General features: G+C 72.0%; 19 protein-coding genes and 1 pseudogene. 13 read left to right on the top strand and 7 right to left on the bottom strand.

The features are described from left to right. The first annotated feature begins 31 nt into the window (after nt 1-31). Nucleotides 32-2,773, top strand: coding sequence for a SpoIIE family protein phosphatase (locus ACZ7L1_RS05610; RefSeq protein WP_471434455.1), 2,742 nt, complete (start codon nt 32-34; stop codon nt 2,771-2,773). A 155-nt stretch (nt 2,774-2,928) separates the two neighbouring features. Further along, complete coding sequence (locus ACZ7L1_RS05605; RefSeq protein ID WP_471434453.1) at nt 2,929-4,068, top strand: ABC transporter substrate-binding protein; 1,140 nt, start codon at nt 2,929-2,931, stop codon at nt 4,066-4,068. Nucleotides 4,069-4,078: 10 nt separating this feature from the next. Here the strand turns inward: ACZ7L1_RS05605 and ACZ7L1_RS05600 are convergent, their stop codons facing one another. Then, on the bottom strand, nt 4,079-6,742 hold the full coding sequence (locus ACZ7L1_RS05600; protein WP_471434452.1) for a SpoIIE family protein phosphatase: 2,664 nt from the start codon (nt 6,740-6,742) through the stop codon (nt 4,079-4,081). Nucleotides 6,743-6,831: 89 nt separating this feature from the next. Beyond that, nucleotides 6,832-7,938: a pyridoxal-phosphate dependent enzyme gene (locus ACZ7L1_RS05595; RefSeq protein WP_471434450.1), complete on the bottom strand. Its 1,107-nt coding sequence runs from the start codon at nt 7,936-7,938 to the stop codon at nt 6,832-6,834. A gap of 224 nt (nt 7,939-8,162) precedes the next feature. On the opposite strand from ACZ7L1_RS05595, the gene ACZ7L1_RS05590 reads away from it, so the two are divergent. The 7 genes and pseudogenes from ACZ7L1_RS05590 to ACZ7L1_RS05560 all read left to right on the top strand — a co-directional run bounded on the left by ACZ7L1_RS05590 (nt 8,163) and on the right by ACZ7L1_RS05560 (nt 14,708). After that, nucleotides 8,163-8,915: a GntR family transcriptional regulator gene (locus tag ACZ7L1_RS05590; RefSeq protein ID WP_471434448.1), complete on the top strand. Its 753-nt coding sequence runs from the start codon at nt 8,163-8,165 to the stop codon at nt 8,913-8,915. Between the two features lie 445 nt (nt 8,916-9,360). Further along, nucleotides 9,361-9,543 (top strand): SPOR domain-containing protein, encoded by a 183-nt coding sequence (locus ACZ7L1_RS05585; RefSeq protein WP_471434446.1) that lies wholly within the window; start codon nt 9,361-9,363, stop codon nt 9,541-9,543. A gap of 91 nt (nt 9,544-9,634) precedes the next feature. Continuing rightward, nucleotides 9,635-9,732 (top strand): annotated as a pseudogene (locus ACZ7L1_RS05580) (DNA mismatch repair protein MutT); the annotation flags it as partial. A gap of 268 nt (nt 9,733-10,000) precedes the next feature. Then, nucleotides 10,001-10,525 (top strand): PadR family transcriptional regulator, encoded by a 525-nt coding sequence (locus ACZ7L1_RS05575; protein ID WP_471434444.1) that lies wholly within the window; start codon nt 10,001-10,003, stop codon nt 10,523-10,525. A gap of 70 nt (nt 10,526-10,595) precedes the next feature. Then, entirely contained in the window at nt 10,596-10,997 is a 402-nt protein-coding gene (locus ACZ7L1_RS05570) for an NUDIX hydrolase (protein ID WP_471434442.1), read from the top strand. Between the two features lie 363 nt (nt 10,998-11,360). Further along, nucleotides 11,361-11,792 (top strand): ATP-binding protein, encoded by a 432-nt coding sequence (locus tag ACZ7L1_RS05565; RefSeq protein ID WP_471434440.1) that lies wholly within the window; start codon nt 11,361-11,363, stop codon nt 11,790-11,792. 276 nt (nt 11,793-12,068) lie between these two features. Beyond that, the gene (locus tag ACZ7L1_RS05560) at nt 12,069-14,708 is read left to right on the top strand and encodes a SpoIIE family protein phosphatase (protein ID WP_471434438.1); all 2,640 of its coding nucleotides are present in this window, start codon (nt 12,069-12,071) and stop codon (nt 14,706-14,708) included. Here the strand turns inward: ACZ7L1_RS05560 and ACZ7L1_RS05555 are convergent. Beyond that, a complete protein-coding gene (locus ACZ7L1_RS05555) occupies nt 14,671-16,197 on the bottom strand; it encodes a TPM domain-containing protein (protein WP_471434436.1) in 1,527 nt (508 codons plus the stop codon). The genes ACZ7L1_RS05560 and ACZ7L1_RS05555 overlap by 38 nt on opposite strands. A 198-nt stretch (nt 16,198-16,395) precedes the next feature. On the opposite strand from ACZ7L1_RS05555, the gene ACZ7L1_RS05550 reads away from it, so the two are divergent. From ACZ7L1_RS05550 to ACZ7L1_RS05540, 3 genes are read left to right on the top strand one after another with little or no spacing between them, the layout of a single operon-like run. Beyond that, nucleotides 16,396-16,695 (top strand): hypothetical protein, encoded by a 300-nt coding sequence (locus ACZ7L1_RS05550; protein WP_471434434.1) that lies wholly within the window; start codon nt 16,396-16,398, stop codon nt 16,693-16,695. Beyond that, nucleotides 16,692-17,681, top strand: a complete 990-nt coding sequence (locus ACZ7L1_RS05545) for a phosphotransferase family protein (RefSeq protein ID WP_471434433.1) — start codon at nt 16,692-16,694, stop codon at nt 17,679-17,681. Before ACZ7L1_RS05550 ends, ACZ7L1_RS05545 begins: the two co-directional genes overlap by 4 nt. A gap of 5 nt (nt 17,682-17,686) precedes the next feature. Continuing rightward, on the top strand, nt 17,687-17,842 hold the full coding sequence (locus ACZ7L1_RS05540; RefSeq protein ID WP_471434432.1) for a hypothetical protein: 156 nt from the start codon (nt 17,687-17,689) through the stop codon (nt 17,840-17,842). On the opposite strand, the gene ACZ7L1_RS05535 is transcribed toward ACZ7L1_RS05540, so the two are convergent. From ACZ7L1_RS05535 to ACZ7L1_RS05520, 4 genes are read right to left on the bottom strand one after another with little or no spacing between them, the layout of a single operon-like run. Continuing rightward, nucleotides 17,823-18,593: a succinate dehydrogenase/fumarate reductase iron-sulfur subunit gene (locus ACZ7L1_RS05535; protein ID WP_471434430.1), complete on the bottom strand. Its 771-nt coding sequence runs from the start codon at nt 18,591-18,593 to the stop codon at nt 17,823-17,825. The two genes, ACZ7L1_RS05540 and ACZ7L1_RS05535, sit on opposite strands and share 20 nt — an antisense overlap. Further along, nucleotides 18,590-20,563: a fumarate reductase/succinate dehydrogenase flavoprotein subunit gene (locus ACZ7L1_RS05530; RefSeq protein ID WP_471434429.1), complete on the bottom strand. Its 1,974-nt coding sequence runs from the start codon at nt 20,561-20,563 to the stop codon at nt 18,590-18,592. The genes ACZ7L1_RS05535 and ACZ7L1_RS05530 overlap by 4 nt, the downstream gene beginning before the upstream one ends. 18 nt (nt 20,564-20,581) lie before the next feature. Beyond that, nucleotides 20,582-21,415: a hypothetical protein gene (locus tag ACZ7L1_RS05525; protein ID WP_471434427.1), complete on the bottom strand. Its 834-nt coding sequence runs from the start codon at nt 21,413-21,415 to the stop codon at nt 20,582-20,584. A 20-nt stretch (nt 21,416-21,435) separates the two neighbouring features. Then, the gene (locus tag ACZ7L1_RS05520; protein WP_471434425.1) at nt 21,436-21,726 is read right to left on the bottom strand and encodes a hypothetical protein; all 291 of its coding nucleotides are present in this window, start codon (nt 21,724-21,726) and stop codon (nt 21,436-21,438) included. Nucleotides 21,727-22,098: 372 nt separating this feature from the next. Here ACZ7L1_RS05520 and ACZ7L1_RS05515 point away from each other — a divergent pair, with 372 nt between their 5' ends. Then, nucleotides 22,099-24,210, top strand: a complete 2,112-nt coding sequence (locus ACZ7L1_RS05515; protein ID WP_471434423.1) for an ABC transporter family substrate-binding protein — start codon at nt 22,099-22,101, stop codon at nt 24,208-24,210. The last annotated feature ends 162 nt before the right edge of the window (nt 24,211-24,372 follow it).

Here is a 24,372-nt window from a genome sequence, read left to right as displayed (position 1 = left end):
CGTTCCCTCCCGTAGACGATAGAAAGGGGGTATGACTGGACAATCCGGTCGAGACTCTGCGCGCCGCCCACGCCGCCCGCACCGCTCGCTGAGCGTGCGCAGTCTCGCCGGGCAGGTCTTTCTCCTGCAGTTCGCCGTCGTGGTGCTGCTCGTCGCCGCCACGCTGGTGGCTCTCGTGGTGCAGGCCCGGCGCGACAACATGGCGGACGCCCGGAACCGCACCCTCGCCGCCGCTCAGACGTTCGCCAACTCGCCGGGGATCGTGGCCGCGCTGGACAGCCCGGATCCGAGCGCGGTGCTCCAGCCGCATGCCGAGGCGGCACGGAAGGCCGCGGGTGTCGACGCCATCATCGTGTACCGGCTGGACGGGGTCACCCTCACCCACAGCGATCCGCACCAGATCGGCAAGCATGTCATCGGCCCCTACGCGCAGGCCGCGGCCGGCAAGCCGTTCACCAGGACCTTCCAAGGGTCCCTGGGGCTCTCGGTGATCTCGGCGGTCCCGGTCAGGGCCCCCGACGGCTCGGTCGTCGCCATCGTCTCCGTTCCCGTCACGGTCGAGAAGGTGCAGCACCGGGTGGACCGTCAGCTGCCGGTGCTCTTCGGCGGCGCCGCCGGGGGGCTGGTCATCGCCGTGGGCGGGTCCGCCCTGGTGAGCCGCCGGCTGCGGCGGCAGACCCATGGCCTGGGCCCGACCGAGATGACCCGGATGTACGAGCACCACGACGCGGTCCTGCACGCCGTACGGGAGGGCGTACTGATCATCTCCGCCGAGGGCACGCTGCTGTTGGCCAACGACGAGGCACGGCGGCTGCTGGACCTGCCGGCGGACGCCGAGGGACGCCATGTCACCGATCTGGGCCTCGAGGAGGACCTGCCCGGGCTGCTGGCCTCCGACCGCCCGGCCACCGACGAGGTGTACCTCGCGGCCGACCGCCTCCTGGCGGTCAACAAGCGGCCCACCGCGCCCCACGGACCGGCCGGCAGCGCGGTGACGCTCCGGGACACCACGGAGCTGCTCGCACTGTCCGGCCGGGCGGAGGTGGCGCGCGAACGCCTGAAACTGCTCTACGACGCCGGGGGCCGGATCGGCACCACCCTGGACGTGAAGCGCACCGCCGAGGAACTGGCGGAGGTCGCGGTGCCCCGGTTCGCCGACGTGGTCACCGTCGAACTGCTGGACCCGGTCCTGTCCGGCGGGGAGCCCTCCGCGGCGAACCCCGACGTGCGCCGGGTCGCGGTCGTGGGCCTGCACGACGACCGTCTCCTCTACCCCGTCGGCGCGCTGTTCCGGTTCATCCCCGCCCACCCCGTCGCCCGGGCGATGGAAGGCGGACGGGCGGTCCTGGTCAGGGACCTGAGCGTGGACGACAGCTGGGTGGCCCAGGACGCCGTACGGTCCCGGCGCATCCTCGACCACGGCATCCACTCCCTGCTGGCGGTCCCGCTGCAGGCCCGCGGAGTGGTGCTGGGAGCCGTCGACTTCTGGCGGGGGCGCGCCTCACCGGCGTTCGACGAGGAGGACGTGTCCTTCGCCGAGGAGCTGGTCGCCCGGGCCGCGGTGAGCATCGACAACGCCCGCCGCTTCACCCGTGAGCACACCATGGCCGTCACCCTGCAGCACAGCCTGCTGCCCCGCGGGCTCCCCGAGCAGTCCGCCCTCGACGTGGCCTACCGCTACCTGCCCGCGCAGGCGGGAGTGGGCGGCGACTGGTTCGACGTCATCCCGCTGTCCGGTGCCCGGGTGGCCCTGGTGGTCGGCGACGTCGTGGGCCACGGCCTGCACGCCGCGGCCACCATGGGCAGGCTGCGGACCGCCGTGCAAAACTTCTCCGGCCTGGACATGCCTGCGGACGAGCTTCTCGGCCGGCTGGACGAACTGGTGGCCCAGATCGACGCCGAGGAGGTCACCGCGGGGGAGGACGGGCAGGGGATCGCCGGGGCGAGCTGCCAGTACGCCGTCTACGACCCCGTCTCCGGGCAGCTGGCCATCGCCACCATGGGCCACCCGGGACCGGCGCTCGTCCATCCCGACGGGAGCGTGGACTTCCCACCGGTGCCCATCTCGCCGCCCCTCGGCCTGTGCGCCGGTCTGCCCGTCGAGAGCGCCGAGCTGACCGTGCCAGAGGGGTCGCGGCTGGTGCTCTTCACCGACGGCCTGGTCGAGGACCGCGAACGCGACCTGGACGCCGGTCTCGAGGCGCTGAGCGCTGCCCTGACCGGACCGGACCGCACCCCGGAGGCCACCTGCGCGAGGGTGATGGACGCGCTGCTGCCCGAGCGGCCCACGGACGACATCGCGCTGCTGGTGGCCCGCACCCGCTGTCTCGGCCCCGACCGGGTCGCCGAGTGGCAGGTTCCCAGCGACCCGGCGGCGGTGGGCCCGGTGCGCACCGACTGCGCCCGCCGACTGACGGAGTGGGGCCTGGAGGAGAACGTCTTCACCGCCGAGCTCATCCTCAGCGAGCTGATCACCAACGCCATCCGCTACGGCGGCGAACCCGTCTCCGTCCGGCTGCTGCGTGACCGCGCCCTGATCTTCGAGGTGGCGGACGGCAGCAGCACCTCACCGCGGCTGCGCCGGGCGAAGGCCACCGACGAGGGGGGCCGCGGACTGTTCCTGGTCGCCCAGTTCGCCGAGCGCTGGGGCACCCGCTACACGGGCACCGGCAAGGTCATCTGGGCCGAACAGTCCCTCCACGGCGGCGCCACGCCGGGCGCCGAAGGGCTCGGCGAGATCCTGCTCGGCCAATGGGAGGACACGGCCCTGTGAGGACGCCGCACACACCGCCTCACCTGCACGATCGCCCGGCGTGGGTACGCTGGCCTGGATGACCGAAGGGCCGACGCGGTACCCGTACCGCGGCTGAGGGTCCGAGAGTTCCGAAAACTCCACGATCGCGCCGCCCGCACCCGTCTGGAGCCGTCGTGACCGCACCCCGTGGCCGAGCTGCAGCCGTCCTCGGCTGCCTCGCCCTCACGACACTGAGCCTGCACGCCTGCGGCGGCCCGCCGACCACCCGGCTGGAGAAGCCGGCGGCGGCGACCTCCGCGCAGAACGTGGGCGGCATGCGGGCCCTGGCCGCCGCGGCGAAGAAGGAGGGCAGGCTCACGGCGATCGCGCTTCCGCGCGACTGGGCCGACTACGGCGGCCTGATCGACGGCTTCCAGAAGAAGTACGGGATCAAGGTGACCGTCCAGGACGCGCTGGGGCACAGCCAGGACGAGATCAACGCCCTCAGAAGCAGCGGAACCCGGTCGACCGCCCCCGACGTGATCGACGTCGGCGACACCTTCGCGCGGACCGCGGCGCGGCAGAACCTGCTCGCGCCGTACAAAGTCGCGGCGTTCGACGCGATCCCCGGCAACCAGAAGGACCCTGGGGGCCGCTGGGCCAACAACTACGGCGGCTACATCTCGATCGGCTGTGACGCCCGGCGCGTCAAGCCCTGCCCCCAGACCTACGCCGATCTGCTGAAGCCCGCCTACAAGGGGATGGTCGCCCTCGCGGGCGATCCGACCCGGTCGGAGACCGCCTTCGCCAGCGTCTACGCGGCCGCGCTGGCGAACAACGGGTCGTTCGACGACATCCGGCCCGGCATCGACTTCTTCGCCAAGCTCAAGAAGAGGGGCAACTTCAACCCCCTGCCCGCCACCTCGGCGACGGTCCGGGACGGCCGGACACCCATCACCGTCAACTGGGACTACGTCAACCTCCTTGCCGCCGACGAGTTCCGCGGCAAGGGCGTGGACTGGCAGGTCTCCATCCCGTTCGACGGCAGCTTCGCCCAGTACTACGCGCTGGCGGTCAACCGACACGCCCCGCACCCGGCGGCCGCCCGCCTGTGGCAGGAGTACCTGTTCAGCACGGAGGGCCAGAACCTCCGGCTGCTCGGCTATGCCCGCCCGGTCCTCATGGACGTCATGCGCAAGGACGGCACCCTGGACAAGACCGCCGCCGCCCGGCTGCCGACCGTGGAGGGAACACCGCAGTTCCCGACGGACGCGCAACTGGAGAAGGCGAGGCGGACCGTCGACCAGGGCTGGACGGCGGCCGTCTCCGGCTGACCGGCGCGCCCTACGAGGAGTCGGTGGGCGGCAGCGGCTGCTCGGTCCAGATGGTCTTGCCCGTGGGCGTGTAGCGAGTCCCCCACTGCTGGGTCATCTGGGCGATGATGTACAGGCCCCGGCCCCCCTCGTCGTCGCTCGCGGCGTGGCGCAGGTTCGGCGCGGTGTGCCCGGGGTCGGACACCTCGCAGATCAGGGTGCCGGCGGTGAAGCCGCTGATCGGCTCCGCGCGGATCAGACGCACCTGGATCGGGCCCCCGACGTACCGGATCGCGTTGGTGACCAGCTCGGTCACGATGAGCTCCGTGGCGAACACGAGGTCCTCGAGACCCCAGTCGCCGAGCTGCTTGCCGACGGTGTTGCGGACGGAGGCGACCGCCGCCGGATCCGGCGCCAGCTCCCACTGCGCGAGCCGGTTGCGGTCCAGCAGGCAGGTGCGGACCAGCAGCAGCGTCGCGTCCTCGTCCACCGGTCCGGGCAGCAGCGTGGCCACCGCCCGGTCGCACAGTTCCTCCAATGACTCGCGATGATCGGCGAGGGCCCGGGCGAGCAGGCCGCGCCCGACCTCGGGGCCGTCCGCCGCCTGGAAGAGGCCGTCCGTGAAGAAGGCGAGAAGGCTGCCCGGCGCGAGCCGCAGTTCGGTGGACTGGTAGGGCGGTCCGGTGCCTCCGAGGGGCGGGCCGGGCGGGAGTTCCGGGTAGTCGGCGACGCCTGTGTCCGGCGCGACGACCGCCAGCGGCGACCGGCCCGCCCGCGCCAGGCTGCACTGCCCCGACACCGGGTCGTACACCGCGTACAGGCAGGTCACCCCGCGGGCCTCGTCGGCGTGCCGGCCGTGGCCCGCGGGGTGACCGGGCGCGCGCTCGTGCGCGGTCTGCTCGACCAGGTCGGCCAGCCGGGCGAGCAGTTCGTCCGGGGCCAGGTCCAGCCGGGCCAGCACGCGTACGCCCGTACGCAGGCGCCCCATGGTGGCGGCGGCCCGCAGCCCGTGGCCGACCACGTCCCCGACGACCAGACCGACCCGGGTGCCCGACAGCGGGATGACGTCGAACCAGTCGCCGCCCACCCCGGACCCGTTGTCGGCGGGCAGATAGCGGCTCGAAGCCTGCACGGCGGTCTGCTGCGGCAGGCGGTGCGGGAGCAGGCTCCGCTGGAGCTTGAGGGCCGTGGTGTGCTCACGGGTGATCACCAGCATCAGCACGAAGCCCACGAGCAGAGCGCCCAGGCCCACCACGGTGACCCCGCCCGTCGGGCCGATCACCGGCAGGTCGACGACCGTCGCGCCGTAGCGGGGGTCCGCGTAGACGCCGAAGGCGGCGTAGAGGAACAGCGCGAGCATCATGAGCCCGCCGAGCCCCGGCAGCACGCCCTTGCACAGCAGGTCACCGGCGCTGCGGGTGAGGACCCTTCGGTGGTACCACAGGCAGGCGAAGCCGGTCAGCCCGTAGTAGAACGCGATCGCGAGGCCGACCGATTCGACGGAGTCGGCCAGGAAGTTCCGACTGAACGAGGACAGCACGACTAGAACGGCGATGGAGAGCGCCCCCATGCCGACGGTCGACCAGGTCGGGGTGAGGAACCTGCGGTGGACCCGGGCGAACCGGGCGGGGACCGCCTTGTGGACCGCCATGGAGAACACGGTCCGCGCCAGCGGCAGGATGGTCGTCTGGGTGGAGGCCAGCGCCGACGTCAGCACCATCAGGATCAGCAGCCGGGAGAACACCAGCCCCGGGCCGTGGCTGCCGAAGACGGCGTTGCCCAGCCCGGAGAGCACATCGCCCGCGTTGCCGGGGTTGCCCAGCCCGATGCCCGAGCTGCCGACCCCGGCGAACGCCTGCGCGGACGTCGACACCAGTGCGTAGGTCACCAGGAGCAGCACGGTGGAGACCACCGCGGCGCGCCCGGGGACGCGTGTGCTGTCGACGGTTTCCTCGTTGACCGAGACGGCCGTGTCCCAGCCCCAGTAGATGAACACCGCCGTGAGGAGGCCCGAGGTCAGCGCCTTCGCCGAGGACACCTGGAAGGGGTCGAACCAGGAGGCGGAGACGTGGATCGCCGTCGGGGGAGCGCTGGTGTAGACCCTGACCAGCGCGGTCACCGCGAACAGGACCAGTACCCCCACTTCGAGGCACAGCAGCCAGCGCTGGAGGGCGGCGGAGATCTCGATGCCGATGTAGCAGACGGCGGTCAGTGCGACGATCCAGACGATGCCCGCCACGGTGGTCCACAGCCGGCTCGCCGCCAGGGCGTCCAGGCCCACCAACCGGAAGCCGTAGATCCCGGCGATCTCGGCGAGGTTGGCCAGGACGAGGATGTCCGCGACGATCAGGCCCCAGCCGCCCATCCAGCCGGTGCGCGGCCCGAAGGCACGGGTCGCCCAGGTGAAGGCGGTCCCGCAGTCGGCGTTGGACGCGTTCAGCTCCCGGTAGGCGTACGCGATCAGCAGCATCGGGATGAACGCCAGCATGGTGACGATCGGGGCCTGCAGTCCCACACCCGCCACGATGAGGCCCAGCGTGGCCGCCAGGCTGTACGCCGGGGCGGTGGAGGCCAGGCCGATGACGACCGAGGAGAACATGCCGAGGGCGCCGCTCTTGAGCCCTTTCCGGCCGGGCCCCGTGCCGGGGGCGGGGCGGTCGGCGGGACGAGTCGAAAGTGCGGCCCTGTCACTCACCTTGCCCATTATGTGGAGAATCGGCAGGGAGCGCTTCTTCGTCACCGCGCCGGGCGACCCGGCCGGGGAGGCGTCCCGACCGGTGGTCTTCAGGGGCCGGCCAGCCCCGTCTTCAGGCCCGCCCCGCACAGCGGCACCACCGCACTGCGGGATCCGAGGCCCCCCTCCCGTACGGCCGCCCAGCAGGCCACGCCCGTCGACTCCACATACAGGCCCCGGGACGCCAGGTCGAGTTGCGCGTGGCGGATCTGGTCCTCGGTCACCGTCAGGAACGTGCCGCCCGAGTCGCGTACCGCGCGCAGGATCTGGCGGGCCCGGGGTGGTCGCGGGATCGCGATCCCCTCGGCCGACGTCCGCCCCGCGGGAGTGACGCCCACCAGGTCCTCGGCGCCCTCCTCCCACGCGCGTGCCAGCGGGGCGACCGCCGCCGCCTGCACCGCGTACAGCGCCGGCCGGCGGTCGAGCAGCCCCGCCCCGTACAGCTCCGCGATCGCGAGGGAGGCGCCCAGCAGCAGCGTGCCGTTGCCGACGGGGAGCACGAGCACGTCCGGGAGCCGCCCGCCGAGGTCCTCCCACAGCTCGTGGACGTACGTCTTCGTGCCGTGCAGGAAGTAGGGGTTGAAGACGTGCGACGCGTAGAACACCCCCGGCTCGTCCGCCGCGTCGCGCGCCACCCGCGCGGCCGCCTCGCGCCCGCCCTCGACCAGGACCACCCGCGCCCGGTGCGCCTCCATCTGCTCCAGCTTCTTGGCCGAGGTGCCCTCGGGGACGTACACCGTGCACGGCAGCGCGGCCCGGGCGCAGTACGCGGCGATCGCCGTGCCCGCGTTGCCGCTGCTGTCGGCGATCACCTGCCGGGGCTTCAGGCGCAGCGCGAGTTCGGCCAGCACCACCGCGCCGCGGTCCTTGAAGGACAGCGTCGGCATCAGGAAGTCCAGCTTCGCCGAGATGCCGTCCGTCAGCTCCACGAGCGGTGTACGGCCCTCGCCGAGACTGATCGAGGGCCCCGCGAGCGGTAGCGTCTCCGCGTACCGCCACAGCGAGTTCACCCGGCCGCCGAGGGACTTCAGCGGGGCGGGCGTGGGCGCGAAGTCCAGGTCGAGCGGGCCGCAGCAGACGGGGCAGCACCAGGCGAGCGACTCCGCTGCCACCCGGGTGCCGTCCGCCGGGCAGTAACAGTCCGGCAAAGGTGTCATGCGAGAAGGCTAGTTCCCGGCGTTCCTGACTCTCTGTCATGGGGACTGTCCGGCGTCTGTGTTCGGGGCAGGTGTGGCGGCGTCCATAGCGGGGAGAAAGTGCCTGGGTAAAGCCCTCGGCAGGGAGAAGTCATCACATCGGGTGATTCTTTGGCCTGCGCTTGCGTGGCGGAACCGACGGTTGCCAGGCTGTTGCTGTCTGTACAACCTGACGGGAGCGGCCAGTGACTTTCGGTGAGCAGCCGGCGTATCTGCGTGTCGCGGGTGACCTCCGTAAGAAGATCGTCGACGGTCTGCTGCCACCGCACACCCGACTGCCGTCCCAGGCCCGCATCCGCGAGGAGTACGGCGTCTCGGACACGGTCGCCCTGGAGGCGCGCAAGGTGCTGATGGCCGAGGGGCTGGTGGAGGGCCGCTCCGGGTCGGGCACCTACGTCCGGGAGCGGCCGGATCCGCAGCGCATCGCCCGCTCCGGGTTCCGGCCGGAGAGCGGCGCGACCCCGTTCCGCCAGGAGCAAGCGGACGCCTCCGCGCGCGGCACCTGGGAGTCGCACAGCGAGCAGACCGCGGCCGACGGCGCGATCGCCGAGCGGCTCGCCATCCAGCCGGGTGACCGGGTGATGTGCACGAAGTACGTGTTCCGGGACGCGGGCGAGGCGATGATGCTGTCCACGTCCTGGGAGCCGCTCGCGCTGACGGGGCGCACCCCCGTGATGCTGCCCGAGGAGGGCCCGCTCGGCGGCATGGGGGTCGTGGAGCGGATGGCGGCCATCGACGTGATCGTGGACAACGTCACGGAGGAGGTCGGCGCCCGCCCCGGTCTCGCGGAGGAGCTCCTGGCCCTTGGTGGCGTCCCCGGCCATGTGGTCCTGGTCATCCAGCGGACGTTCTACGCCTCGGGCCGCCCGGTGGAGACGGCGGACGTGGTGGTACCGGCGGACAGGTACCGGGTGGCGTACCACCTGCCGGTGAAGTAGCCCCAAGCCGGTGCGGTGGCCGAAAGGGGGCGGCGACCCGACTCCGAGAGCACCACGACGTCGGCCTCCACGAACCCCACGGCGTGCGCCGCCGACCAGCCTCACCCCGGCCGTCGCGCCCGCCCTTCCTCAAGTCGCCCTCTCGGGCCCTCGGTTGTCCGCGGCTGTCCCGCCGCTGCAATCCGGTCGTTTCCCGCCGCCTGACCCCCCGGCGCTCCGCGCTGCTCTGTGTGCACCAGGGGCGTGTTAGGGGGCGCGTGTGACGGCGCGCGCCCCCTCTGTCATGGCTGGTTGCGTACCTCTTTGTGAAAAGTCGGATTCGCTGCGTGAAGGTAAGGCGTAGGCTCGGGCATATGCGCAGTGCGGTTTCCTTGGTGGGCGGGGCGCGGCGGAAGCCGGGGACGGGACTCGGGCGGGCTGGGGCGGGAAGGAGCGGTGGGTCGCGATGAACGACAGCACGGTCACTCTCCCCTGGCTCGTCATACGGCAGGACGACAACGGCAACCGCTACCGCGTGGGCAGGTACGCCACCCGCGCCGAGGCGCAGAAGATCGTGGACAGTCTCGGCGACCGCGGCCACAAACAGCTCTACTGGGTCGAGCGCATCGGGCAGAACGGGAGCACGTGAGCCGCACCCGTCGCGCGGTGGGCGACCCATCCCGCCTCGCTGGCCCGTCCCTCCCGGGTGACCCGTCGGGCGGCTCCCGTGGGCTCCGGCGATCGTGGTGGTCGGCGCCGCCGTGCTGGACGGCGACCGCCCCCTGGCCGCCCGCCGCAGCGCCCCCGCGGAACTCCCGGCCGCTGGGAGCTGTCCGGCGTTCATTGGGCACGTCGGTTGTCGGTGTTGTGCTGTCGGACTCTGTGACCGAGGCTTTCGCCCGACTTTCGTTGCTGTCTGCGGCCGCGGACGGTGCCGTGCGCCGGTACATCTGAACGACGGCCGTGCACGCGACGGTGTTGCGCTGCATCCATGACGAGAGCCCCCTCTTTTCGCTGTACCTCTAATCGAGATACAGCGAAAAGAGATAACATGGTGACGCTGAGCGAACAAGTGCGCGGATGGGTGCAAGTGAGGGGATCGGTGCATGCTGGAACTGTCGATCTTGGGATTCCTCTATGAGGGCCCCCTGCACGGCTACGAGCTGAAGGCGCGTATCCAAGCGCTCAACGGTCACATCCGTCCGGTGAGCGATGGCGCGCTCTATCCGGCCATCACGCGGCTGGTGAAGGCCGGCTTGGTCGAGCAGCGCACCGAGCCCGGCAGTGGTGCCGCACACCGCCGGGTTCTGTCACTCACCGATGCGGGTCGCACCGAGCTGCTGGCTCGCCTGAGGAACCCCAAAGACGTGGAAATCACCGATGGCCAGCGCTTCTTCACGTTGCTCGCGTTCTTGCGTCATCTTCCGGACCCTGCCGGGCAGGCCGCCGTCCTCCGCCGCCGTCAGGTGTTCCTCGAGACCCCGTCGAGTTTTTTCTACCGCGATGGCGAGCCGGTGCGAGCCGAGGAGGCGCCGGACCTGTTCCGGCAGGGCGTGCTGCGCATCGCCCGTGCGACCGGAGCCGAAGAGCGGAAGTGGCTGGACGAGGCGATCGGCAGCTTGGAGAGCTGAGCGGGATTCAGCGGCTGTGGTGCCGCTAGTGTCCTGCCTGACCGGGGTTCCAGACGGCGAAGGCGGAGTGATGTCAGTCCTGATCGACACGGTGGCCTGGGTGCGGGTCGAGGACGGCAGGATTCTCTGCGCGCGGCCCCAGGGGAAGGGCGTCTTCTACGTTCCCGGCGGCAAGCGTGAAGGTGGGGAGAGCGACCTGGAGACGCTGGTGCGCGAGATCAAGGAGGAGCTGTCGGTCGTGCTGGATCCAAAGACGGTCGCCCATGCGGGGACGTACGAGGCGGGAGCTCCCGGCCTGCCGGACGGCACCGTGGTGCGGATGGCCTGTTACACCGCCGAGTACCAGGGACAGCTGATGCCGAGCAGTGAGATCGAAGAGATGGCCTGGTTTTCGTACGCCGACCGCGACCTTGTGCCGCCTGTCGATCAGATGCTCTTCGACGACCTGAAGGCTGGTGGCGTGCTCGTCTGAGTCGCCTGAACAGTTCAACTGCGCCCCGGGACGCGCCCCCTCGGGGCGGACCACGGCAGTTCGACGACCGTGCCCGGACGTGTGAACTCGGGCTCCTGTGCATGGATACGGTAAAACCTGTGCTCGCCGTGTGAGGGGCTCCTGTGGCCGCGCAGGCCGGAATGCCGCGGTCCTCACCTGCGGAAAAGCCACAAGTCGCGCCCGGAGCGGGGGCGTCCCGGCCTCGCTGTGGCTGATGGCGATGGGGCTGGTGTTGCTCCAGGGGCTGGCGCCCCATACGCCGTTCGTGCCACAGTGCGCCCCAGTGCGCGGTAAGGCGCCATTGATATCGGGTATGTGCCCATTAACCCCACGAAACCGGACATGGGTGGGCTTCTGGCCTGGGAAGTGATCGGCGTGCTCGACACCCAAGGCGAAAGCGCCGAGTGGACGTTCCCCGCTGACCCCGGTGCGGTCCGCACCGCTCGCGCGGTGGTCCGTGGCAAGCTGGGCACCTGGGGTCTCGACGAGCTCGGCGATGTCGCCGCGCTGCTGGTCAGCGAGCTGGTCACCAACTCGATGCGGCATGCCACCGGCCCCATCGGTGTCCGCCTCGTCCGGGCCGCCGACCCCGTGCCCACCCTGCTCGTCGAGGTCTCCGACCCGCTCCCCGACATGCCCCGCGAACGCAAGGCTCGCTCCGACGAGGAGGACGGCCGCGGTCTGCAGCTGGTCGCCCACTCCTCGCGCCGCTGGGGCACCCGGCCGGCGGACACCGGGAAGACGGTCTGGTTCGAGCTCGTCGCTCCCCGCTGAGCGCGCTCAACCGGTGCACGGCAGCGCACCACCCGCGCGGTCGGCGGGGCGCGCACCGACCGATCGGATCGAGCCAGGAGCGCGTGCGGCGTTCTTTGGTTCGAGCGGGCATCACCTGGTTAGAAGACTGGGAGTATGGCCCGGCCGGTCCAAAAACCATCGGGATCGTGCTGTGATCGTGAACACCGTGTTGTGCGGCACCGTAGTGCTGGATACTGCGGGCAGCCGCCCCCGGTGACCGGTGCCGGACGCGGTGAGCTGGAGGGGACGGTTCGCGTGAGCGAGATACCAGCGAAGGCCACGGAGTCCGAGGACCCGTCGGACGGCGCGAGGGGCGGGGCCGCGGTCGGCGCCGCCGCGGCCGTCGAACCCCGCGATCCGGCGGGCGGACCCCTGTGGCAGAGCAGTCCGCCCGGCTCCATCTACGACTACATCAAGGTCGCCTCGTTCTCCCTCGGCCCCGACGGGCTCGTCGACCAGTGGAGCCTGCGCGCCGAGCGTCTCTTCGGCATCCCCGCCGAGCGGGCCGTGGGCATGGACCCCATCGAGTCGTTCGTCGCCCCGGACTTGCGCGAGCGCGGCCAGCGCAAGATGGCCGAGATCCTGGACGGCCGAGAGTGGACCGGCGTCATCCCCTACCGGCTGCCCGACGCGGAGCGGACCGAGGGGCTCGCCGAGGTCTATGTGATGCCCACCACGACCGACGACGGCGAACAGGGCGCCGTGTGCATCATCGTCGACGCCCGCACCCTCCGCAGCATCGAGACCGACCTCGCCGCCTCGCAGGCGATATTCGGCCAATCTCCTTTCGGTTTCCTGCTGATCGACGCCGACCTGCGGGTGCGCCGTGCCAACGAGCGGTTCGCCTCCACGTTCGGCGGCACGCCCGCCGACCACCGCGGCCGCACCGTCCACGACTACCTGGAGTCCCCGGAGGCCGAGCGCGTCACCGCCACGCTGCGGCGCGTCCTGGAGACCGGCCAGTCCATCACGGACATGCACATCACGGGGTTCGTCCCCGGCTCCGACGAGCGCAAGCACTGGTCCGTCAACCTCTACCGGGTGCACAGCGGCAGCGGCCGGCCCATCGGGATCGCCTGGCTCGGAACCGACATCACCGCGCGCCGAGCCGCCGCCCGCGAGGCCGCCGCCGCCCGCCGCAACCTCGCCCTGCTGAACGAGGCCGGCGCCCGCATCGGCAACTCCCTCGACCTGGAGACCACCGCCCGCGAACTCCTCGACGTCGTCGTGCCCGGTTTCTGCGACCTCGCCACCGTCGACCTCTACCAGGGGCTCCTGGCGGGCGACGAGACACCGCCGGGCCTGCCCGACGGCAGCGCCGAGCTGCGCCGCGTCGCGTTCGCCAGTGCCGTCTCGGACGCGCCCCTGGCCGGCGGGCCCGCGCCCGTCGAGGTCGGCGCGGTGCACCACTTCTCCTTCAACTCGGCCTTCGCCGACGCCCTGCGCACCGCGCGCCCCCGGCACATCTCCGCCGAGGACGGCGGCCTGATCCAGTCCACCCTCGCGGTCCCGATGGTCGCGCACGACACCGTGGTCGGCCTCGCCCAGTTCTCCCGCACGAAGGGCAGCGAGCCGTTCGGGGAACGCGACCGCGCGCTCGCCGTGGAGCTCGCCGCCCGCGCCGCGGTCTGCATCGACAACGCGCGCCTGTACCGCCGCGAGCACGAACGGGCGCTGATCCTGCAGCGCTCCCTGCTGCCACCGGGTGACCCGGAGGCCTCCGGCCTGGACATCGCCTGCCGGTATCTGCCGGGCAACGCGGCCACCGGACGGCCGAGCGAGGTCGGCGGCGACTGGTTCGACGTCATCGAACTCCCGGGCCACCGCACCGCGTTGGTGGTCGGCGACGTCATGGGCCGGGGCCTGCGCGCCGCCGTCGCCATGGGTGAACTGCGCACCGCCGTACGCACGTTGGCCCAACTCGACCTCGAACCGGCCGAGGTCCTCGCGCAACTGGACGAGATCGCGCGCGGCCTCGGCGCCCCCGGGGGTACCGCCCAGGCGTTCAGCTCTGGGGGAGGGGTGCAGCAGGCCACCCGTGCCGCACGCCGGCCCCGCGAGGCCGACCTGTCCGAGGTCTACCTGGCGACCTGCGTGTACGCGGTCTACGACTCGGTGACGCGCCGCTGCACCTTCGCCAACGCGGGCCATCTCCCGCCGGTGCTCGTCGAGCCGGGCGAGCCCGCGCTGATGCTGGACGTGCCGCCCGGGATACCGCTCGGCGTGGGCGGCGAGCCGTTCGAGGAGGTCGAGGTCGAACTCCCGGAGGGCGCGCTGCTGGCGCTCTACACGGACGGCCTGGTGGAGTCCCGCGACCACCCGCTGGACGAGGGACTGCAAGCGTTCGTCGGCGCCCTCACCGACCCGTCCCGGCCACTGGAGGACGTCTGCGACCAGGTCCTCAACACCCTGGACACCCATCACGGCGAGGACGACATCGCGTTGCTGATGGCACGTGTACAGGGACTGCCGGCCGAATCCGTCGGCGACTGGACGCTGCCCCGCGAGCCGCGCAGCGTGGGCCGGGCCCGGGAGTACGCGCGCGGACAGCTGCTCAGCTGGGACCTCGAGCCCCTGGTCGACACCACCGAACTCCTCGTCAGCGAGCTGGTCACCAACGCGTTGCGCTACGGCGAGGGCGAGATCAGGCTCCGGCTGCTGCTGGACCGGTCGCTGGTGTGCGAGGTGTGGGACTCGGGCCTGGTCCAGCCGCGCCGCCGCCGCGCCCGGGACACCGACGAGGGCGGCCGTGGGCTGCAACTGGTCGGGATGCTCTCCGCGGCCTGGGGTTCGCGCCGTACGCCGCGCGGCAAGACGGTGTGGTTCGAACTTCCGCTGCCGGGCGGTGAGGGCGGCGTCACGGACCCGGCGGAGGCGTTGCTGAGCCTGTTCTAGGCGCCAAGTCCGCGTCTCCGGGCCGGGGCCGGCTCTCGGCCGGCGCGGTTCGGAACAGCTCGCCGTCGTCCCTGCGCCCCCGGGTGGCCGGCCCGCCGAAGCTCGCCGGTCCGCCATGGCCGCCCGGCCGGTGCCGCGCCTCGAGCAGGATGCCGCCGAGCACGGCGCCGCCCGTCCACAGACCCTCGCCGTACGGCGTCCCGTAGGCCCGTACGTCCCGCTGCGCGAGCCGGCGGGCCTCCCGGGCGAGTGCGTAGGCCTCACGGGCGTCGGCGAGCGCGTCGGCCGGGGCGGGGACGGACGGCACGGCGGTGTTCACCGCGCCGCGCAGCCGCCGCTCGGCCTCCGCGAGCCGCGTCCGCGCCTCCCAGCCGACGGCGCCGCGGTGCGTGGTCACCTGGTCGGCGGCCGCCCCGACGGTACTGCGGGCGACGAGCACGGCCCGCTCGAGCCGCCCCGCCGCCCCGGAACCTCGCGCCACCCGGTGCAGGGCCCGGTCCAGCCCCGCGGCCACCTGCTCGACGCGTCGCAGCGCGTCGACGGGGTCGCAGCGCCCCTCCCCGTTCATCTCCTCCCGCACCCGCGCCACCACCGACTGCCCGTGGGCGATCGCCCGGGCGGTGTCCGTGCCCAGGAGCCCGCGAGCCTCCTCGAGGTCGGCCTCCATGTCGGTCAGGGCCGTGGGCAGACGGCCCGCCGCCGCCATCAGGTCCGCGGCGAGCCGGACCACACCGTCCACGAGGACCGACGCCTGGTCGGTCGCGGCCTCGACGGCGCGCAGCAGGGCCACCGCGTCGTCCGTCGCACCGTCCCGCATGGCCTGCCGTGCCCGTTTCAGGGCGGTGGTGGCGAAGAGCAGCCGGTCCTTCGCCTGTTCGTCGTGGCCGGCCACCGGCAGACAGGCCGACAGGGCGTATCGCGTGCGTGTCTCGGCGAGGGTGCGGTCCGCGTCCGGGGTCCGGGCCGTCACCTCCCGCAGCCGTGCCTCGGCACGCTCCAGTGCCTCGCCCGCGGTCCTCTCCAACGCGCGGATCCGGTCGAACTCGGGCGCCTGAGCGTCCAGCCGCCGCCCGGCCGCCTCGCACCGCTCGACGATCTCCTCCAGCAGGCCCCGCGCCTGCCCCTCCCCGTCGTCGAACCGCTGCCGCAACCGGAACGCCTGTGCCAGCTCCGCCTCGGCGAACTGCACCGCCTCGGTGCACTCCCGTACCGCCGCATCCCCGAACGCCTCTGCCGCGCGGCTGAGTTCCTCCCGGCTGGTGCGCACACAGTCGTCCGTCCCGACGAGCAACCGACGGGCCCGCCGGTCGAGTTCGTCCAGCGGCACGACGGCGGGCAGCACCCCGCCGGGTGTCGTGCGGGTCGCCGCGCGCAGCCTGCGCCGCAGCGACGCGTACGCCGCCACGGCGACGGCGGCGAGCGCGGCGACCAGTGGCAGCACGAGATCCCCGGTGGAGGTGTGGTGCGGTACCAGCACCACGGCGAACACGACAGGCACCCTCCGCACGGCTCGGAACACGGCGGCCGGTCGCGGCCGGCGTCGACGGTGGGGCGGCGTCACATTTCGGAGCGTATGGCTGAATACGCGGCGCCGCGACCGGGGTGCGGCGCCTGATGTACGGGGGGCGGATCTGGTCCTACGCGGCGGTCGGTGCCATGATCAGGCCAAGGAACCGCGGGGGGCTGGATGCTGCACATCACCTCACTGATCGCCGTGTACGTGGTCGTGGTGCTCTACGCCGTCGCGGGCGTCCTCGTCCTCACGACCGGCCGGGTCGCTCCGTGGGCGCGGGGGGAGATGCTGCGGCCCCATCTGTGGGGCTTCGGAGCGCTGCTCTTCGCCTCCGGCATGGGGCTGTGCCGATACGCCTCCACCGTGCGCGACCTCACCGTCCTCGACATCCTCTTCTCCATCGGCCTGCCCCTGATGATCTGCGGCGGAGTGCTGCAGTTCCTGGGCCGGCGCGTCGGCCGCGGGTCCGCATGACGCCCGCACGGACCCCCCTCACCCGCGACGACCTGGCGTCCCTGGCCCGCGCGGCCCTGGGCCCCACCCGCCGCCTGGACACCGTCACCCGGCTGCGCGGCGGCTCGAAGAAGGGCGTCTACCGGCTCGCCCTCGATGACGGCTCCACCGCGATCGCCTACGTCTGGTCGCCCGGCGAGGACTACTGGGACGCCCCGCCCGCCGACCCCCGCGACCCCTTCTCGCACGCCTCGGGCCTCGACCTGTTCACGGCGTCCCACCACCGCCTCACGGCCCTCGGCATCCCCACACCGCGCCTGCTGTTCGCCGACCCCACCCACACGCACCTGCCGGCGGACGCCGCGATCGTCGAGGACCTCCCCGGCGGCACCCTGGAAGAGCTGCTGCGCCGCGACCCCCACGCGGCGACCGGCCCGCTGAAGGACCTCGCCGCCGCCCTGACCGCGATGCGCGCCCACACCGCCCCCCGCTTCGGCAAGGTCGCCCTCGTCGACGACGGCGGATCCGCGCACGGCACCTCGTGCGAAGCCGTCGTACGGGACCGCGCCCTGCGGGATATCGAGGAGGCCGCGGCCCGTGAGCCTCGGGTCGCGGCCGCACGCGACCGGCTCGACCACCGCCTGCACGAGCTCTTCGCGGTGGTGCGCCCCCGTGCCCGCCACACCGTCGTCCACGGCGAAATGGGCCCCGACCACGTCCTGCTGGACGCGGACGGCCGTCCGGCACTGATCGACATCGAAGGACTGATGTACTTCGACGCCGAGTGGGAGCACGCCTTCCTCCAACTCCGCTTCGGCCGCCACTACGAGGCCCTGCGCACCGGCGAGCCCGACGAGGACCGGCTGCGCCTGTACCGCCTCGCCCTGCACCTCTCCCTGGTGGCGGGTCCCCTCAGGCTCCTCGACGGCGACTACCCGGAACCGGGGCCGATGCGGGGCGTCGCGGAACACAACCTCGAGCGCGCACTGGAGTTCGTACGACGATGACCGGCGTGCACTGGGCATTGGTGGGGGTGTCCGCCCTGGCGGTGGTGGGGCGCGGCGACGGGGGTCGCTTCGTGCTGTGGGTGGCCGGGACGGCGGCGCAGACGCTGGCCCGGCGCCCCGGCCGCACCCCGCAAGCCGGCGCTACGAAGAACGCCTCCTGATCTTCGAGCCCAGCCACACCAGGGGGTCGTACTTGCGGTCGACCGCCCGTTCCTTCAGCGGGATCAGGGCGTTGTCCGTGATCCTGATGCCCTCGGGGCAGACCTCCGTGCAGCACTTGGTGATGTTGCAGTAGCCGAGGCCGTGTTCGTCCTGGGCCGCGCGCTTGCGGTCCAGTCCCCGCTCGGCCGCCGCGTCCAGCGGGTGCATGTCCAGTTCCGCGACCCGCATGAGGTAGCGCGGGCCGGCGAACGCCTGCTTGTTCTCCTCGTGGTCGCGCACCACATGGCAGGTGTTCTGGCACAGGAAGCACTCGATGCACTTGCGGAACTCCTGCGAGCGGTCCACGTCCTCCTGCATCATGCGGTACTCGCCCGGGCCGAGCCCCGCGGGCGGGACGAAGGCCGGGACCTCGCGCGCCTTGACGTAGTTGAAGCCGACATCCGTCACCAGGTCGCGGATCACCGGGAACGTGCGCAGGGGAGTGACGGTGATCGTCTCCTCCCGGTCGAACACCGACATCCGCGTCATGCACATCAGCCGCGGCCGCCCGTTGATCTCCGCCGAGCACGAACCGCACTTGCCGGCCTTGCAGTTCCAGCGCACCGCGAGGTCCGGGGCCTGGGTGGCCTGCAGACGGTGGATGATGTCCAGCACCACCTCGCCGTCGTTGACCTCGACCTTGAAGTCCTCCAGGCCGCCGCCGCTCACATCGCCCCGCCACACCTTGAAGCGGGCTTCGTAGCTGCTCATTCGTACAGCTCCTCTTCGGCGAGGTACTTCACCAGCTCCTCCTTCTCGAAGAGGGCGAGCAGGTCGGGGCGGATGGGTTCGGTGGTCTCCCGGGTGAGCGCGATCTGGCCCCGGACCGGGTCCGTCGCCGCCAGGCCCCCGGTCGGATCGGTGAGCCGGCACAGCAGGTTGACCCGCCGCCACGCCCGGTCCATCGACGGGAAGTCCTCGCGGGTGTGACCGCCGCGCGACTCCGTGCGCTCCAGCGCGGCCCGCGCCACGCATTCGCTGACCAGCAGCATGTTCCGCAGGTCCAGTGCCAGATGCCAGCCCGGGTTGTACTGGCGGTGCCCCTCGACGCCCGCCCGGCGCGCCCGCACCCGCAGTTCCGCCAGCTTCTTCAGCGCCTGCTGCATCTCCGGCTCGCGGCGGATGATGCCGACCAGGTCGTTCATGGTCTGCTGGAGTTCCTGGTGCAGGGCATAGGGATTCTCCGGCGGGCGGCCCTCCTCCACGATGTCCTCGCCGGGCGCCGGACCCTCCGCCGAGAACGGGCGCAGCGCCTCGGCCGCCGCCGTGTCGACCTGGACGTCGTCCACGAGGGGCCGCTCGGCCAGTCCCATGGCGTACTGCGCCGCGTGCAGGCCGGCCCGGCGCCCGAACACCAGCAGGTCGGAGAGCGAGTTGCCGCCCAGCCGGTTGGAGCCGTGCATCCCGCCGGCCACCTCACCGGCCGCGTACAGGCCCGTGACCCCGCGGGCCGCCGCCGTGTCGGAGTCGACCGCCACGCCGCCCATCACGTAGTGGCAGGTCGGCCCGACCTCCATCGCCTCGGCGGTGATGTCGACGTCCGCCAGCTCCTTGAACTGGTGGTACATCGACGGCAGCCGGCGCCGGACGACCTCGGCGGGCATGCGCGTCGACACATCCAGGAAGACACCGCCGTGCGGGGAGCCACGGCCCGCCTTCACCTCGGCGTTGATGGCGCGCGCCACCTCGTCCCGGGGCAGCAGCTCGGGCGGGCGGCGGTTGTGGTCCGGGTCGTCGTACCAGCGGTCGGCCTCCCCCTCCGTCTCCGCGTACTTCTCCTTGAAGACGTCGGGGATGTAGTCGAACATGAACCGCTTGCCGTCGGAGTTCATGAGCACCCCGCCGTCGCCGCGCACCGACTCGGTGACGAGGATGCCCTTCACCGACGGCGGCCAGACCATGCCCGTCGGGTGGAACTGCACGAACTCCATGTTCAGCAGCGGCGCCCCGGCGAGCAGCGCCAGCGCGTGCCCGTCGCCGGTGTACTCCCACGAGTTCGACGTCACCTTGAAGGACTTGCCGATGCCGCCTGTCGCGATCACGACGGCGGGCGCCTCCAGCACGAAGAAACGGCCCGACTCACGCTCGTAGGCGAAGACACCCGACACCCGGTCCCCCGCGGCGGAGCCGCTGTCAGGCACAGTCTTGAGGATCCGGGTGACCGTGCACTCCTGGAACACCTTCAGCCGGGACTCGTAGTCGCCTGTCTCCTCCTTGTCCTCCTGTTGCAGCGCGACCACCTTCTGCTGGAGCGTGCGGATCAGCTCGAGCCCCGTACGGTCGCCGACGTGCGCCAGGCGCGGGTACTCGTGGCCGCCGAAGTTGCGCTGGGAGATCTTCCCGTCCTGCGTACGGTCGAAGAGGGCACCCCAGGTCTCCAGCTCCCAGACCCGGTCGGGCGCCTCACGCGCGTGCAGCTCGGCCATCCGCCACTGGTTGAGGAACTTCCCGCCGCGCATGGTGTCGCGGAAGTGCACCTGCCAGTTGTCGTGCGGGTTGGCGTTGCCCATCGCCGCCGCGATGCCGCCCTCCGCCATCACCGTGTGCGCCTTGCCGAACAGTGACTTGCAGATCACGGCCGTGCGGGCGCCGCGCTCGCGGGCCTCGATGGCGGCGCGCAGCCCGGCGCCGCCGGCCCCGACCACGACCACGTCCCACTCCTGCCGGTCGACCACGGACATCACAAGGCCTCACTGTCGTCAGAAGAAGCGCGGATCGGCGAAGGCGCCGGACGCCACCAGGTACACGTAGAAGTCGGCGAGGGCCACGCTGACCAGGGACGCCCACGCCAGCAGCATGTGCCGGGCGTTGAGCCGGCTGATGAACACCCAGGCCCTGTAACGGACCGGGTGCTTGGAGAAGTGCTTGAGCTTTCCGCCGACGATGTGACGGCAGGAGTGGCAGGAGAGCGTGTACGCCCAGATCAGTGCGATGTTCACCAGGAAGACCAGGGTGCCGAGCCCCATGTGGCCCCAGCGGTAGTGCTGGTCGCGGAAGGCGAGCACGGTGTCGTAGGTGAGGACGCCCGCCACCAGGAGCGCCGCGTAGAAGAAGTACCGGTGGACGTTCTGCAGGATCAGCGGGAAGCGGGTCTCGCCGGTGTACTTCTTGTGCGGCTCCGCCACCGCGCAGGCCGGGGGCGACGCCCAGAAGCCGCGGTAGTAGGCCTTGCGGTAGTAGTAGCAGGTCAGGCGGAAGCCCAGCGGGAAGATCAGGATGATGATCGCCGGGGAGATCGCCCACCAGCTGCCGAAGAGGTCCGCGTTGGGCCCCGCGTGCATGGTCCGGCACCGCTCCGCCAGGCACGGCGAGTAGAACGGCGAGACGTACGGCGCGGCGTAGTAGTGCGCGTCGGCGAAGGCGCGCCAGGTCGAGTACACGACGAAGGCCAGCAGCCCGGCGGCGGTGCCGGCCGGGGCCAGCCACCAGCGGTCGGTGCGCAGGTGGCGCCCCGGGATCGCGGCGCGCCTGCCGGTTCGCTCGCCGCCGGGCGCGGGGGCGTGGGTGTCGGGGGATTCGGTGCCAGTGGCCAACTTGGGACGCACCTTCTTCGTCAGGGGGCGTGCCGGTCGCGGGCGCCGAGACCCTCGTCGTCCGAGTCCGTCCACAGGGTGGTGTCGTACGGGGTGTCGGGGATGGCGACGAGATCGGGCCGTCGCAGGACGCCTGCCGCACTGGCCGCCTCGCGCAGCAGTGCCACGCTCTCGCGCAGGTGGTCGGCGTCGGTGCGGACACGGCGGATGTCGAGCCCGCCGCTGCCCATCTGCCGCTCCAGCCGCCCCACCGACCGGCACAGGTCGTCCAGACAGCGCTGGACCGATGTCAATTCGTCGTGCAGGGACATGACGTGACCTCGCTTCCACGGGTCCCTCGGACCGGGCCGGCAACGCTCATGCGCCTGCGAGTGTTGCGCGTCACACCGATCGTAGGGAAGGGACATGCAGCGATTGGCCGACGCACGGGGGTGTGTGCGGGGGCGTTTTCGAATTTCCCGCCACTCCGCGGCGAACGCGGCCGGGGTCCGGACAGGCGGTCGGCTGCGCCACATGGGTGAGCTTGCCCCGTCGCGTCGTCGTGTCGCCGCATCCCGTCGGCCCCTTTCCTCTTCAGTGGGCGCATACATCTGATCAGCTCCAAATACCCCCAATACTCCCAAACCGGATCATAACGCCCTAACCCCGCTCATCCGCGGAGCGGCCCCTCGGAGGTAGACGTGATGTCCCACGACGGCGTCGGACCGCGCGCGGTACTGCGCTCGGTCGCGTTCCTCACCGCGGGAGCCTTCGCGGCCTCGACGCTCGCCGCCTGCAGCGCCGACGACGAGCAGAAGAGCAAGCCGGTCGCCGCGCAGGACGTCGCTCCCGCCGCCCGCGCCCTCCTCTCCGACGGAGGCACCCTGCGCTGGGCCGTCGACTCCGTGCCCGAGACCCTGAACACCTTCCAGGCGGACGCCGACGCCGCGACCACCCGGATCGCGGGCGCCGTCCTGCCCTCGCTGTTCCGGCTGGACACGCAGGGCCGCCCGCAGCGCGATCCGGATTTCCTGGAGTCCGCCAAGGTGGTGTCGACCGAGCCCAAGCAGGTCGTCGTCTACCGCCTCAACCAGCAGGCCGTCTGGAGCGACGGCCGGGAGATCGGCGCAGACGACTTCGCCGCCCAGTGGCGGGCCCTCGCCGGCAAGGACAACGCCTACTGGACCGCCCGCAACGCCGGCTACGACCGCATCGAGAAGGTGGAGCGCGGCGCGAACAACCTCGAGGTCAAGGTCACCTTCGCCAAGCCGTACGCCGACTGGCGGTCACTGTTCTCGCCGCTGTACCCGAAGGACGTCACGGGCACCCCGGACAGCTTCAACGACGCGGCCAGAAGCGGCCTGAAGGTCACCGCCGGGCCCTTCTCCCTCGCCAAGGTGGACCGCAAGGGCGGGGAGGTCACCCTCGCCCGCAATCCGCGCTGGTGGGGACGGCCCGCCAAGCTCTCCCAGATCGTGCTCGTGGCCGTGCCGCTCGACCAGCGGGCCGCCGCGCTCGCCGACGGCAGGGTCGACATGGCGGAGGTGAACCCGGAGGACGCCGAGCGGATCACCCTCGCCGCCCGCGACAAGGGCAGCAAACCGCTTCAGGGCCCCTCCGCGACCCCCAGCGGCGCCACGGGCGCACCCGGCGCCGAGCAGCAGCAGGCCCTGCGCGGCTTTGTGATCCGCAAGTCCCTGGACCCCGCCTACACCCAGCTCGCCCTCAACGGCTCCCGGGGCCCCCTCACCGACGAGCGGGTGCGCCGGGCGATCGCCCGCGCCCTGGACCGCACCGAGCTGGCCGGGCTGGTCCTCAAGCCGCTCGGGCTGCCCGCCGTGCCGGTCGGCAGCCACCTCGCGCTCGCCGGGCAGGACGCCTACCAGGACAACAGCGGCTCCCTCGGCAAACAGGACACCGCCCAGGCGCAGGCGCTGCTGGCCGAGGCGGGCTGGGTACCCGGCGGCCCGGTCAAGGAAGAGCCGAAAAAGAAGAAGAGCGCGGCCGGGCCCCAGGGCAACAAGGCGGAGCACGGGGACGGCACGGGCAACGACGGCGCCTACATCGTCGGCCAGGACGACAAGCCGCCCGCCCAGCACGACCCCCGCGACCACGCGAACAAGCCGGCCGACGACCAGGCGGGCAGACACCTCGACGGCGAGCTCCAGCAGGAGCACGACCGGCGTCCGGGCGGGGCGCCGGGGGCGTACGCGCCCAAGGGCACGGCCGCTGCGGGCGGCGCCGCCTCCGGGGGGCTCGCCAAGGACGGCAAGGCGCTGCAGCTGCGGTTCGTGCTGCCCTCCGGACCGGGCTCGAAGACCCTGCGGACCGTTGGCGACCGCATCGCCCGCATGCTTCAGAAGATCGGGATCCGCACGGCGATCACCGAGGTCCCCGACGACAGCTACTTCAAGGACCACGTCGCGTCCGGGGACTACGACCTGGCGCTGTACTCCTGGCCCGCGACCGCCTTCCCCGCGACCGACGCCCGGCCGATCTTCGCCAAGCCGGTACCGGCGGCGGACGGCTCGCTGAGCGTCGAACAGAACTACACGCGGGTCGGCACCGACCAGGTGGACCAGCTCTTCGACCAGGCGATCGCCACGCTGGACGAGGACGAGGAACGGGACCTGGTCCGCAAGGCCGACGCCCGCATCTGGGCCACGGCGGCCTCGATCCCGCTCTACCAGCGCCCCCAGCTCACAGCCACCCGCACCAACCTGGCGAACGCGGGCTCGTTCGGCTTCGAGACCCCGGTCTACGAGGACATGGGCTACCTGAAGAAGGGCGCGAAACCGTCCCCCCAGGCTTCCTAGTGCTGTGGCAGTCGTGCCACTGACACGGCTGTGGGCAGTCGTTCCGCAGGACGGAACCGGTGGGCACAGCCCACAGCCGCCGGGTGCCGCGTGACCAGGGCCGTACTGCACCAAAACCCCTCCGACGCCCTCAAGCCGCAGCACCCCCGTACCATGGGGTGA

It is taken from the genome of Streptomyces sp. NPDC107546 (assembly GCF_055639175.1).
Note: the sequence above shows the minus strand (reverse complement) of the source record. Positions and strands in the feature narration are given on the sequence as shown.

Excerpts from the sequence above, each read along its gene's own strand:
- ACZ7L1_RS05610 (WP_471434455.1), top strand. The coding sequence starts at position 32 with ATGACTGGACAATCCGGTCGAGACTCTGCGCGCCGCCCACGCCGCCCG.
- ACZ7L1_RS05595 (WP_471434450.1), bottom strand. The coding sequence starts at position 7,938 with ATGACACCTTTGCCGGACTGTTACTGCCCGGCGGACGGCACCCGGGTG.
- ACZ7L1_RS05585 (WP_471434446.1), top strand. The coding sequence starts at position 9,361 with ATGAACGACAGCACGGTCACTCTCCCCTGGCTCGTCATACGGCAGGAC.
- ACZ7L1_RS05575 (WP_471434444.1), top strand. The coding sequence starts at position 10,001 with ATGCTGGAACTGTCGATCTTGGGATTCCTCTATGAGGGCCCCCTGCAC.
- ACZ7L1_RS05570 (WP_471434442.1), top strand. The coding sequence starts at position 10,596 with ATGTCAGTCCTGATCGACACGGTGGCCTGGGTGCGGGTCGAGGACGGC.
- ACZ7L1_RS05565 (WP_471434440.1), top strand. The coding sequence starts at position 11,361 with ATGGGTGGGCTTCTGGCCTGGGAAGTGATCGGCGTGCTCGACACCCAA.
- ACZ7L1_RS05550 (WP_471434434.1), top strand. The coding sequence starts at position 16,396 with ATGCTGCACATCACCTCACTGATCGCCGTGTACGTGGTCGTGGTGCTC.
- ACZ7L1_RS05545 (WP_471434433.1), top strand. The coding sequence starts at position 16,692 with ATGACGCCCGCACGGACCCCCCTCACCCGCGACGACCTGGCGTCCCTG.
- ACZ7L1_RS05535 (WP_471434430.1), bottom strand. The coding sequence starts at position 18,593 with ATGAGCAGCTACGAAGCCCGCTTCAAGGTGTGGCGGGGCGATGTGAGC.
- ACZ7L1_RS05530 (WP_471434429.1), bottom strand. The coding sequence starts at position 20,563 with ATGTCCGTGGTCGACCGGCAGGAGTGGGACGTGGTCGTGGTCGGGGCC.
- ACZ7L1_RS05520 (WP_471434425.1), bottom strand. The coding sequence starts at position 21,726 with ATGTCCCTGCACGACGAATTGACATCGGTCCAGCGCTGTCTGGACGAC.
- ACZ7L1_RS05515 (WP_471434423.1), top strand. The coding sequence starts at position 22,099 with ATGTCCCACGACGGCGTCGGACCGCGCGCGGTACTGCGCTCGGTCGCG.